11 protein-coding genes and 1 CRISPR repeat array are annotated in these 11,541 nt (G+C 57.9%); of the genes, 9 read left to right on the top strand and 2 right to left on the bottom strand.

All coding sequences use genetic code 11. From position 1 onward, the window contains the following. The first annotated feature begins 34 nt into the window (after positions 1–34). Positions 35–448, top strand: a complete 414-nt coding sequence (gene dksA / locus GBCGDNIH1_RS19455) for an RNA polymerase-binding protein DksA (protein ID WP_025286783.1) — start codon at positions 35–37, stop codon at positions 446–448. A gap of 135 nt (positions 449–583) precedes the next feature. Here the strand turns inward: dksA and speE are convergent, their stop codons facing one another. Beyond that, complete coding sequence (gene speE / locus GBCGDNIH1_RS19450) at positions 584–1,465, bottom strand: polyamine aminopropyltransferase (RefSeq protein ID WP_011632088.1); 882 nt, start codon at positions 1,463–1,465, stop codon at positions 584–586. Between the two features lie 122 nt (positions 1,466–1,587). Next, positions 1,588–2,076, bottom strand: a complete 489-nt coding sequence (gene speD / locus GBCGDNIH1_RS19445; RefSeq protein ID WP_011632087.1) for an adenosylmethionine decarboxylase — start codon at positions 2,074–2,076, stop codon at positions 1,588–1,590. 354 nt (positions 2,077–2,430) lie between these two features. Here speD and recA point away from each other — a divergent pair, with 354 nt between their 5' ends. The 8 genes from recA (at position 2,431) to cas5e (ending at position 11,541) form a co-directional block, all read left to right on the top strand. After that, positions 2,431–3,468, top strand: coding sequence for a recombinase RecA (gene recA, locus GBCGDNIH1_RS19440; RefSeq protein ID WP_025286782.1), 1,038 nt, complete (start codon positions 2,431–2,433; stop codon positions 3,466–3,468). Continuing rightward, on the top strand, positions 3,443–3,931 hold the full coding sequence (locus GBCGDNIH1_RS19435) for a cytidine deaminase (protein WP_332455266.1): 489 nt from the start codon (positions 3,443–3,445) through the stop codon (positions 3,929–3,931). The genes recA and GBCGDNIH1_RS19435 overlap by 26 nt, the downstream gene beginning before the upstream one ends. Positions 3,932–4,006: 75 nt before the next feature. Then, a CRISPR array of direct repeats spans positions 4,007–4,583; the repeat unit is 28 nt; unit sequence GGTTCCCCCGCGTGCGCGGGGATAGTCC. Between the two features lie 16 nt (positions 4,584–4,599). After that, the gene (locus tag GBCGDNIH1_RS25140) at positions 4,600–4,896 is read left to right on the top strand and encodes a hypothetical protein (protein WP_072563928.1); all 297 of its coding nucleotides are present in this window, start codon (positions 4,600–4,602) and stop codon (positions 4,894–4,896) included. A gap of 83 nt (positions 4,897–4,979) precedes the next feature. Continuing rightward, positions 4,980–7,478: a CRISPR-associated helicase/endonuclease Cas3 gene (locus tag GBCGDNIH1_RS19425; protein ID WP_011632084.1), complete on the top strand. Its 2,499-nt coding sequence runs from the start codon at positions 4,980–4,982 to the stop codon at positions 7,476–7,478. 373 nt (positions 7,479–7,851) lie between these two features. After that, entirely contained in the window at positions 7,852–9,309 is a 1,458-nt protein-coding gene (gene casA, locus GBCGDNIH1_RS19420) for a type I-E CRISPR-associated protein Cse1/CasA (protein WP_050748430.1), read from the top strand. After that, the gene (gene casB, locus GBCGDNIH1_RS19415; RefSeq protein ID WP_011632082.1) at positions 9,306–9,803 is read left to right on the top strand and encodes a type I-E CRISPR-associated protein Cse2/CasB; all 498 of its coding nucleotides are present in this window, start codon (positions 9,306–9,308) and stop codon (positions 9,801–9,803) included. The genes casA and casB overlap by 4 nt, the downstream gene beginning before the upstream one ends. Then, a complete protein-coding gene (cas7e, locus tag GBCGDNIH1_RS19410; RefSeq protein WP_011632081.1) occupies positions 9,803–10,867 on the top strand; it encodes a type I-E CRISPR-associated protein Cas7/Cse4/CasC in 1,065 nt (354 codons plus the stop codon). Before casB ends, cas7e begins: the two co-directional genes overlap by 1 nt. Then, the gene (gene cas5e, locus GBCGDNIH1_RS19405; RefSeq protein ID WP_011632080.1) at positions 10,864–11,541 is read left to right on the top strand and encodes a type I-E CRISPR-associated protein Cas5/CasD; all 678 of its coding nucleotides are present in this window, start codon (positions 10,864–10,866) and stop codon (positions 11,539–11,541) included. Before cas7e ends, cas5e begins: the two co-directional genes overlap by 4 nt.

Below are 11,541 nucleotides of genomic sequence, written 5' to 3'. Positions count from 1 at the left end.
CCGCCGAATCGCCACGCAGGGATGCAGCGAAATGATGGTGACGCTTCCACCGGACTACAGGCCTTCCGAGGCCGAAGAATTCATGAACCCGCTTCATGTTGAGTATTTTCGACAGAAATTGTTACGCTGGCGGGCCGATCTGCTCCGGGAAGCCGACGATACACTGGCGAGCCTTTCCGAAGGCGGCATCCATGAGGCCGATATTACCGATCGTGCCAGTGTGGAGACGGATCGTGCGCTTGAGCTGCGCACCCGGGACCGGGCCAGAAAGCTGATCTCCAAGATTGATCAGGCGATGCAGCGGATCGAGAGCGGTACCTACGGTTATTGCGAGGAAACCGGCGAGCCGATCGGGCTGAAACGTCTGGAAGCCCGTCCCATTGCCACCCTGTCGCTCGAAGCTCAGGAACGGCATGAGCGCATGGAGCGAGTTCACCGCGACGATTGATCACACATTTTACCCGTCTTGACGGGTGATGTGTGCTGATCAGAAAAGGCCGTCCTTTCCAGGAGCGGCCTTTTCGTCCCTTTATCAGCTGGTCCGGTGGCGGATTTGTATCCTCCGCCCCCGGTATCGGCATCATCAGGCAGGCAGCTGCTCGGCAATGTAGGGCGGCAGATAGAAGCTGCCGACATGCACTTCCGGCGTCCAATAGCGTGTGTTGGCGATCCCTGCCGCCTGGGCACGGGCACGCACTGTTTCCAGATCGGCCTGTGTAAAATCAGCATCCTTGGTCGCGAAGCCCAAAGTCATGAAACCGCCGACATAGGTCGGAACGGCTGCGACATAGGCACCCACGCGGGGGAAGAAGTTGCGGCGACGCAGGCTGGTTTCACGCAATTCATCAGCCTGCATGAAGGGCACGCCGCACTGGTTCACGATCAGACCGCGGGCGGTCAGGATACGGGCTGCATTCTGATAGAAATCATCCGTAAACAGCACTTCGCCCACGCCGATCGGATCGGTGCTGTCGACGATGATGACATCGAAGCTGCCATCAGCGGCTTTTTTTACATAATCGATGCCGTCACCAACGATGACCTCGGCCCGTGGATCGTTCCAGGCATTGCCACTGATGCCCGGCATGAACTCGCGGCTGAGACGGATGACTTCGCCGTCAATTTCGACCATGACGGCGCGTTCGACGGTTTTGTGTTCCAGCACACGGCGCAGCACACCGCCGTCACCAGCGCCGATGATCAGCACGTTTTTGGCCGCGCCATGGGCGATCAGCGGCACATGGGTCAGCATTTCCTGATAGACGAATTCATCGGCTTCAGTGATTTGCACCACACCGTCCAGCAGCAGGACGCGACCATGAGAATTGCTCTCGAACACCACAATGTCCTGAAAGTCTGATTTAACGCGGGCCAGCTCCTTGCCGACGCGGAATTGCTGCCCCCAGTCAGAATACAGCGTTTCAGCGATCCAGGTGCCAGTAGAGGAGGTGGTTTGATCAGACATGAAGCGTTCTCCAAAAATCAGGCGATCCGGAGGTTGCCCTCTGGATCGCCTTTTTTGTCGTGCAGTGCGCCGGATGAAATAGCGCGTAACGATGACACCATAAAGGTGTCAGGTTACATTTCTCAGACGACGCGTCCGCGACGCTGCTCATCCAGATCTATGCGCTCCGGCTGGAATGTGGCGCGCAGGACAGGAATGGATTTATGCGGGTCACAGGCGCCACACATGAAGATGTCGACAGCTGCGAAGTTACGCTCCGGCCAAGTGTGGATGGAGATGTGGCTTTCCGCCAGCACCACCACGCCAGAAACGCCACCATTCGGTGTGAAATGATGGAAATGGCTGTGCAGAATGGTTGCACCGGCTGTTACCGCAGCTTCACGCAGGGTTACATCGATCATGCCGGGATCGTCGAGATTGGTCGCGCCCCAAAGATCGACCAGAAGATGCGTGCCGGCAAACTTCATGCCGTCCCGCTCCACGAAATAATCTTTGCGCTCTTCCGTTTCGGCCGCAGAAACCTGCGTATTGGCCTGGGCGGCGGCTTCAGTCACGTTCTGGTTTTCGCTCGGATTTTCCGAGACCATCCCCAGCGGGTTGAGTGCGTTCATCGCATTCTCCTTCCTACCAGTAGACGGCCGGTTGGACTGAATCGTCCCCTTGGGCCAAGGCGGCGGTCAATAGAGTGCTATTCCCCTCACTGCAAGAAAAAATGGTCCCGCTGACAGGGTGGCGGCCATGATATTTTTACGCGGCGGAGAAAAGAATCCTGATCTGTAACCGTGCCGGCAGCATCATGGAAAGGGCTGGGGTTACGGCTTGCAATTGGCATATGACTAGAACATATTATGAACATAAAGGGGAATGGCTGCGTCTTTCGATGCGCTTCCTGCAGGGCTAAACTGATTGAAGACGCTGCGTGAATCGGCCGCTGGGCGCGGCTATGCATGAGGACATGTCCGGGTATGGAAAAGAATAAAGCGCTTGATGCCGCATTGGCACAGATCGAACGGTCTTTCGGAAAAGGCTCGATCATGCGCATGGGCGCGCGCAATGTCGCCGAGCAGATTGAGGTGATTCCCAGTGGTTCGCTCGGGCTTGATCTCGCGCTTGGAATCGGGGGCATGCCACGCGGACGGATCGTGGAGATTTATGGCCCTGAAAGCTCAGGAAAGACTACGCTCGCCCTGCATACAGTGGCGGAGGCGCAGAAGCGTGGCGGTACATGTGCTTTTGTCGATGCGGAACATGCGCTCGACCCTATTTATGCCCGCAAGCTTGGTGTTGACGTTGATAATCTGCTGATCAGCCAGCCGGATGCCGGCGAACAGGCACTGGAAATTGCAGATACGCTGGTGCGCTCTGGTGCGATCGACGTGCTGGTGGTGGATAGTGTTGCGGCTCTGGTGCCGCGGGCCGAGCTTGAAGGTGAAATGGGTGACAGTCATGTCGGTCTGCATGCCCGTCTGATGAGTCAGGCTTTGCGCAAGCTGACTGGCTCCGTGAATCGCAGCAATACAACACTGATTTTCCTCAATCAGATCCGGATGAAAATCGGTGTGATGTTCGGCAGCCCGGAAACGACGACGGGTGGTAACGCGCTGAAATTCTATGCGTCGGTGCGGTTCGACATTCGTCGTATCGGGCAGCTGAAGGACAAGGAAGAAGTCATCGGCAACCAGACCCGTGTGAAAGTGGTGAAAAACAAACTGGCACCGCCTTTCCGACAGGTGGAGTTCGATATCATCTATGGTGAAGGCATCAGCAAGGTCGGCGAGTTGATAGATCTTGGCGTCAAGGCCAATGTGGTAGAGAAATCCGGTGCATGGTACAGCTATGACAGCCAGCGCATCGGGCAAGGGCGGGAAAACGCGAAGCAGTTTTTGCGTGACCATCCGGAGATCGCCAATGCGATCGAGAACCGGATCAGGGAGCAGTCTGGCACCGTGCAGAACGCCATGATCACCACACCGGACGCTGAGGAGGCGGAAACGGCTGAGTAACAGACAGGAAAAAACGCGGCTGGCATCGAGGTTACGACTTGATGCCGCAGCGTGCCCGCTGGACCGGGCTGACGTTGAACTGGTTGAGGTGGCGAGGGCGGTCATGCGGCAGCATTATCGCCCATTATGGCATACGGTGGCAGCTGCTTTGCGGGATGCCAATGGCCGTATATGGACCGGCCTTCATCTTGGCGCGACGGTGGGGCGTTTGCAGATTTGCGCAGAAGCGATTGCACTGGGCCGGGCCAAGCTGGAAGGGGCGGCTGACATCGAAACGGTGGTTGCCGTCCGTCATCCCAAACAGGATGAACCCGATCAGGATATTGCCGTTGTCTCCCCTTGCGGTGCATGCCGGGAGATGTTTGCGGATTTTGCCCCTTCCACCATGGTCATTGTTACGGGGGAGCAGGGGTTGATCAAGGTGCCGCTTGCTTTGCTTCTCCCCCTTCCTTACCGGCGCTGAAAAAGCCGGCTTGCATTTTTCTCAAAATGTGGAAAATAGGGATTGTTCTTTGAAATCAATAATATCAGCCCTAGAGGTTCCCCCGCGTGCGCGGGGATAGTCCCCCGGGATACTGCCGGGGTCTACGCCTCTGACAGGTTCCCCCGCGTGCGCGGGGATAGTCCCTAAAACGTCTCGGCCTGCGCGGCCCTCAGTCAGGTTCCCCCGCGTGCGCGGGGATAGTCCTGCCATGCACCGCGCGGCGTGAGAGACGCGCTGGGTTCCCCCGCGTGCGCGGGGATAGTCCCAGCGCGGTCGCTTTTGTGACCGCAGCGCCCGCGGTTCCCCCGCGTGCGCGGGGATAGTCCTCCTCTGTCCGTGTGACACGCCTGACACGGCGGGGTTCCCCCGCGTGCGCGGGGATAGTCCAGCGTCCCGCGCGCTCCCTATAAACTATAGCAAGGTTCCCCCGCGTGCGCGGGGATAGTCCCCCCGGCTGCACGAGCAAAATTTGTCGCGTCAAGGTTCCCCCGCGTGCGCGGGGATAGTCCCGAGTTGCGCCCGGTTTCCATCGTCTCGGCCGCGGTTCCCCCGCGTGCGCGGGGATAGTCCTGGATCTGTTGATGAAGCGCGTGGGATAGCTGCGGTTCCCCCGCGTGCGCGGGAATAGTCCTTTTAATCGAGAGCATGTGGGCGCAGATGGCCACCATGAAGCGGCCGATGCGGACAGAACTGTAAAAGACTTACTGCAAGACGCTGCTGAACACCTGTTCCGGCATCCCTATACGAAAATCGAGTCTGTTCAGTCCGACTTGGGCATAGCGCGTCAGACGGTGGGTAAATATGCCAATCAGCTTTCGGAGAAAGGTCTACTTTCCAAGCACCGTTCAGAGCGTAGCAACTATTATATCAACGCACCTTTGGTCCGCCTCTTCCTGAGAAGTGTAGGGTGGTGCATGCTCCAGGATTGCCGAAGCACCTTTTAATCCTGTGTCTTTTATATTGCCGTAATTTTTACCTATCCATGAGATTAAACATCTCCGGACAGTTACGTTGATGGAGCTGCGTAATGCAGTGGAAAAACTGGCCGGGTAAAAGCTCGGTCACTCCGGATGGTCCTGAACATCCGGCAGCCTTTCATATGCTTGATGTTGCTGCGGTGGCGGAAAGGCTGATTGAGCCATTCGGCGTGGCACGTCCCCTTCGCGATGCGCTGGTTGTAATGACGGCGCTCCATGATATCGGCAAGATCAGTGAGAGCTTCCGCGCCATGCTCCGCGAAGGTGTGGCGCAACCGGGGTTCCGTCACTGGGAACTCAGCGAAGTCCTGTTCTATGTTGAAGATGCGCGGATAGCAGCCCGTCTTGGCGGAACACCGCTGGTGCGGAAAATGCTCTACGCAGCCATAGCCGGACATCATGGACGCCCGTCGGAGCATATGCTCGGTGCTCTTCCACCAGAAGCGCGTTTGCCACGAGAACTCGTCAGGGCATTGAAATGCGTTGGGGAAGGTCGTGAACCGGCTGCGAGGCTGATGGACGTATTCTTTGATCTGTGGCCGGAAGCCTCGCTCGAAGGGCTGACACTGGCCGAGGCTACAACGCTCTCCTGGTGGCTGGCAGGCTTCTGCGCGGCAGCCGACTGGGTCGGGTCCAATTTGGGATGGTTCCCGCCAAAGACGGAGGCGGACAGCCTCGCCGCTTATCTGCAACAGACCCGTGCCATTGCAGCCCGCGCCGTCGTCGAGGCGGGAATCGCTGGCACCATGGTGCGGCAAGGAAAACTGTTCGATTTCGTGCTGCGCCCCATGCAGGTGGCTTGCTCAACCATCGCTCTGCCAGATGGGCCGACACTGGCGATTGTGGAGGATGGAACCGGGACGGGCAAGACGGAAGCGGCGCTTATCCTTGTGCATCGTTTCTGCCAGGCAGGGAAGGGACGCGGTTTGTTTGATGCTCTGCCAACAATGGCGACGACCGATGCAATGTTTGACCGCGCTTCGCGCATTGTCGGACGCATGTTCGACAATCCTTCTGTAACATTGGCGCATGGACGTGCCGGGCTATCGGTGCCATTTCGCGAGCTCGTGCAGAGAAGCAGAACCGGCGGACCGGGAGAGATTACCTCCTCGGATTGGCTGGCGGAGGGCAACCGACGCGCATTGCTGGCCGATGTCGGAATAGGAACGATCGATCAGGCATTGCTGTCCGTGCTGCCGGTTCGGTTTCAGACATTACGCATTTATGGCCTGTCATCGAAGATTCTCCTTGTCGATGAAGTCCATGAAATGGGAGAGGCATATATCGCAGAAGAACTCACGGCCCTTTTGAAAATGCACAGGGCTGCGGGTGGGTCCGCAATTCTTCTGACGGCGACGTTGCCTATGAGCCTCCGCAGCAAGTTGCTGGCGACCTATGATGGGGCGTCCGACAATCCCGCCTATCCGGCCCTGACTATTGCGGGAGGGGAGGCCATCACGCAGTTCCCGGCAGAAGACTATCCGGTGAAAGGGCCGGTGAAGGTTGAAAGACTCGATACGGCAGCTGATGCGGTTACGCTTCTGACGGGGATGGCTGCGCAGGGTGCGGCCTGCGTGTGGGTGCGTAATGCGGTGGATGACGCAATCGAGGCTGTCGAGGCTCTTCGTGCCGCAGGTGTGGAGGCCCGGCTTATTCACGCTCGCTTCGCCTTGTGTGATCGCAAACGGATCGAGGCAGAGATTCTGGCAACGGTCGGGAAAAACGGGAAGGGCAGGGCAGGCTTCGTCCTTGTGGGAACACAGGTTCTGGAGTCTTCACTCGATCTGGATTTTGACGTGATGGTGTCCGACATCGCGCCCATCGCGGCGCTGATCCAGCGGGCAGGGCGTCTGTGGCGACATATGGATATCCGGCCGGTCTCGGTTCGTCCGGTTGCGGGGCCGGTGCTGTATGTTCTCTCACCGGACCCCTCGCTGGTTGAGGATGAACGATGGCTGCACGGTACGCTGGGAAAAGGCGCGTGGGTGTACGCGCTTGCCGATGTCTGGCGGAGCGCACGCGTCTTGTTCACACAAGGACAGATCGGGACGCCAGACCGTCAGCGCGCGCTGATTGAAGCAGTCTATGGAACGGATACAGAGCCGGTACCGGAGGCTCTTCTAAAGGCGGAACAGGATAAATACGGCAAAGACAGCGCCGACAGGGGGCTGGCCTGGCATAATATCGTGAAGTTCACGGATGGCTATCGCAAGGCAGGCCGTGGCGATGACGATGTAAACTATCCCACCCGACTGGGAGAAGAGGTGCGTGTCCTGCGCCTGGCCCGTCGGACGAGGACTGGTCTGGTCCCGTGGGCGGAAGGAGAAGGCGAGGATGCCTGGGCGCTTTCCGACGTCTCTGCCCACCGTAAGAAGCTGGATGCCTTGCCACTCCCCGATCAATCGTCGCCGGAGATCATGAAGATCACCAAAGACTGGCCAGAGTGGAAGCGCGCGCAAATCAGGCTGTGCCCTGTTGATGAAGATGGCAGCATCTGTGAAGGCTTGAATTATGACGAGGAGTGCGGTCTTGTGTTTGTTTCTGTATAAAAACGAAGATGGTCCATGTTTGGGTTAGAGCTGTTCGTGGGGCAGACTTGTTCCCCGCCTAAGCGGGGATATGCAATGAGCAAAATTTAAATGTTTAGGTTAGATAGGATTTGAAACCTAATTTGTTAGGGTTTATGGCGAAAACAGTCCTGACAGAAGATCTCCATCAGAACCGCTGAATATATAAATCCCGTCTTGTTCCAACCAAGTAAAATGTTGGTTGGAAGTAATAAAATATCTGTATAAGCCACACATTCTATGTGTGTCACAATGATACGGTTCCCGAGGTTCTTGCAATTTCGACGAAGTATCTTTGTCACATTGCTGCTTCGAACACATTTTCGTACCTGGCGCAGCAATCGGAGATCATTGCGTGTCTCTCAATCTCATTGACGATCAATGGATTCCTGTTCTCTGCGCGGATGGATCGCGGCGGGTCATTGCACCATGGCAGATGGCGGAACCGGATGTGGTGCAGCCCGACTGGCCGCGTCCTGACCTCAATATAGCCTGCCTTGAACTTCTGATCGGGCTGGTTTTTCTCGCTGATCCTCCTGTTGACGGGGAGGACTGGGAGGCACGACGCGATCCCGACCCACAACGGTTGCAAGAAAAGCTGGCACCCTACGCTCCGGCGTTCAACCTTGTCGGTGATGGGCCGCGTTTCCTTCAGGATCTGGAGCCTTTCACGGGTAAAGCCAGTTCTGTCGATATGCTGTTCATCGACAGCGCCGCAGTAGAAACAGCGCGCAAAAATGCGGATGTCATGGTGCATCGCAGCCGGTATGACCGTCTCGATTTTCCAATTGCGGCAATGGCGCTTTACACATTTCAGTCTTATGCCCCAGCGGGCGGTGCAGGAAATTTTACCTCGATGCGCGGTGGTGGACCAATGGTCACGCTGGTCGATCCGGAGCGGATGCTGTGGGATCTGGTCTGGGTGAATGTGTCGTGCGGACATTCCGCGAAAATGGAAACTCTGCCCTGGATGCGGCCGACCCGTGTTTCCCACACCGGACAGCAGACTCTTCCGCCGGACGGTGAGCTTTTCGGAGCAGAGGCGTTTTTTGGAATGCCCCGCAGGCTGCGTCTCACGCACAATGAGGGAGCGGTAACCGGCGTGATCCAAAAACCAGGGGGCACGGATTATGCGCTCTGGAAACATCCACTCAGCCCCTATTATCGAAAGAAATCCGGCGAGGAATGGCTGCCGAAACACCCTCGCGCCGGACATTTCGGCTATCGCAACTGGCTTGGTGTGGTGGTCAAGGAAAAAGGGAGCGATCTCTCCGAACTGGCATTGTGCCTGCGGGAGGACAGAATTGGTGGAGGCTCCATCCTCGTCGCTGGCTGGTCGATGGATAACATGAAGCCCCGTGACTTCATTCTTTCACGTCAGCGCCGGTTGTCAGCAATACCCGCGGAAGCGGAATACAGGATTGTGGATCTGATTCAGGCGGCTGATGCCGTAGCGGTGGCCCTGCGTAATGCGCTTACGCCTGTTCTTGCTGGGGGCGAAGCGCGGGAAGCCGAGCGGGAGGAGTTTTTCCGTCAGACTGAAACGAAATTCCTCACTCATGTTCAGGCGATCGAGCGTGGCGAAGACCCGGCGGAGGCCTGGCTGGCTGATCTTCGCCGGCAAGCACTCGGACAGTTCGATGCAAAGGCGCTTCCCGGCTTGAATCAGCGGGATGTGAAAGCAATCGGGCGTATCACAGAGGGCCGACGATATCTGGGGTTGGTGCTTGCAGGCTACGGAAAAGAGGGTGGCGAGATTTTCGGAGCGCTTGGTCTTCCGCTGCCGAAAACAGGAAAAAGGAAAGCCGCATGAGCAGAGAGGAAAAGGGCACCATCGCCTTCGAATGGTGGGCGGAATATCTTAAACCACGGGGCACGAATACCGCCGCCCGCGCACTGTCTGCACGCCTGCGTCGGGCCGACCCGATCAAAGCCCTCTGCGAGCCGGCCGTGCATCAGCTTGCACAGGCACTCTGCGTATCGGGAGGAGAAAGAGAGACGGAAAAGCTCGTCCGTCTGGCATGTCTTCTTGCTGAAGTAAGGGAGGACGATGCCGCACCGCTTGCGCATCGTCTGGGCGGAAAAGAGCCGGTTCTTTCACGCGGACGTTTTGAAAAACTCATCCGTGCGGAAGGTGAAAATCTGACGGACCTGATGCGCCGCGCCATCGTGATGGCCGACCGGCGCTGCAATGTCGGGGCTCTGGCGCGCGACCTCTGGTACTGGAACGACAAAACACGCACAAATTGGTGCTTTGGCTATTTTCATGCCGATGCGCCCAAGGATGATATGAAGGAAACTGTCTGATGACGACTTTTCTGCAATTCCACCTTCTGACGACCTACGGTCCTTCCAATCCCAATCGTGATGATCAGGGGCGCCCAAAACAGGCAATTGTCGGGGGGGTGCCGCGCCTGCGGATGTCGTCCCAATCCATCAAGCGCGCCCTGCGTGAGAGCACCTTTTTCGCCCTCGACCTTGCTGATCATGAGGGGAAACGCACCAAACGGCTGTATCAGAACCTTGTCGAGCATCTCATCAGGAACGGCGTAAGCGAGGGGAAGGCCCGCAGCGCCGCCGATCAGGTCGCGGCGATTTTCGGCAAGCTGGAAGCGTCCAGCAAGGAGTCAAAAAACCGCATTGGTACGACACTCGCCTTCATCTCACCTGAAGAATGGAGGCTGGCGGAAGAACTGGCCGGGAAAATTGCCGCCGGAGAAAAGGTGCCAGCGGAAAAAGAACTGAAAAAGATGGTTCTGCGCCGGGCCGATGGCGCGGTCGATATCGCCATGTTCGGGCGAATGCTGGCGGGCTCGTCTGATTACAATCGCGACGCGGCGGTGCAGGTGGCGCATGCCATCACCACACACATGGCGCAGTCGGAGGAGGACTGGTTCTCCGCCGTCGATGATCTCAACACGCGCGAGGAAACGGGAGCAGCGCATCTTAGCGAGACCTCTTTCGGATCCGGCGTGTATTATCAATATGTCTGCGTGAACTGTGACCTGCTCATCAGCAATCTCGCCGGGGACCGCGCACTGGCGGTGAAGGGGATCGAAGCGCTGGCGGCGGCGCTGGCCCGCACAACGCCGAAGGGTAAGCAGAACAGTTTCGCCCACCACCCGCTTGCGCACTACATTCTGGCCGAGGCCGGAACACAGGCGCCCCGCGATTTGTCCGGTGCCTTCTTCTCGCCGGTCAGGGGAGAGCGCCTGCTTGAACAGTCAGTCGAGGCGCTGGAGAAGACCCGTCGGGAAATTGATGACGCCTATGGCAAGGTCTGGACGTCGGAACAGAAGCTGCATGTGGGCAAGGGCGGCACGTTGGACGAGATCACGGCCTTCGTGGGCGCGACCGTACGGGGGGCATGATGCAGCAGCCCTTTCTGGTGTTTGGTCTGGCTGCCTCACTTGGCTCGATGGGTGAACTCGCAGGACATGAGCGGCGAGGTTCTCTCATATGGCCTACCCGATCGGCGATCATCGGGCTGATGGGCGCGGCGCTGGGGATCGAGCGGGACGGAGATTTTTCTGCGCTTGATGTCCTGTCGATCGATGTGGCGATCTTCGATGCCGGTGCGCCCCTGCGCGATTACCATACCATCGAGACAATTCCGTCCGCTGCCGCGAAAAACCCGAATTCCCGACCGGAAGCCTTGAGGGACGCGCGCGGCAGAACCAACACGGCCATCACCCACCGTGATTATCGGACCAGCGTGTTTTACGGAATTGCGGTGCGGGGCGCAGGGTTGGAGAGGATTGTGGCGGCGCTGCTGGAACCGCATTTCACGCTCTATGTCGGACGGAAATCATGTCCGCTTGCCGCACCGACGGGGGCGAAGATTGTCGAAGCAGTTTCTGCGGAGGCAGCGCTGGAACATCTGAAAGCCCCTCTTTGGCGCAAGGAATCCGTAAAGGCGCACCTGCTTGTTACTGATGATCCGGAGGGTGAGGTCGTGACTGACGTTCCGCTGGACCGTAGCAGCTGGCATTTTGCCACCCGGCGCGTTGGTCTGCGTCCTGTCAACATCATGGCAGGTGGCTGA

The organism is Granulibacter bethesdensis CGDNIH1, assembly GCF_000014285.2.
GTDB lineage: Bacteria > Pseudomonadota > Alphaproteobacteria > Acetobacterales > Acetobacteraceae > Granulibacter > Granulibacter bethesdensis.
Note: the sequence above shows the minus strand (reverse complement) of the source record. Positions and strands in the feature narration are given on the sequence as shown.

Bases quoted from the DNA above. Each gene is read 5' to 3' on its own strand.
- speE (WP_011632088.1), bottom strand. From the start codon at position 1,465: ATGTCTGATCAAACCACCTCCTCTACTGGCACCTGGATCGCTGAAACG.
- speD (WP_011632087.1), bottom strand. From the start codon at position 2,076: ATGAACGCACTCAACCCGCTGGGGATGGTCTCGGAAAATCCGAGCGAA.
- casB (WP_011632082.1), top strand. From the start codon at position 9,306: ATGAGCAGAGAGGAAAAGGGCACCATCGCCTTCGAATGGTGGGCGGAA.
- cas5e (WP_011632080.1), top strand. From the start codon at position 10,864: ATGATGCAGCAGCCCTTTCTGGTGTTTGGTCTGGCTGCCTCACTTGGC.
- recA (WP_025286782.1), top strand. From the start codon at position 2,431: ATGGAAAAGAATAAAGCGCTTGATGCCGCATTGGCACAGATCGAACGG.
- cas7e (WP_011632081.1), top strand. From the start codon at position 9,803: ATGACGACTTTTCTGCAATTCCACCTTCTGACGACCTACGGTCCTTCC.
- dksA (WP_025286783.1), top strand. From the start codon at position 35: ATGGTGACGCTTCCACCGGACTACAGGCCTTCCGAGGCCGAAGAATTC.
- GBCGDNIH1_RS19425 (WP_011632084.1), top strand. From the start codon at position 4,980: ATGCAGTGGAAAAACTGGCCGGGTAAAAGCTCGGTCACTCCGGATGGT.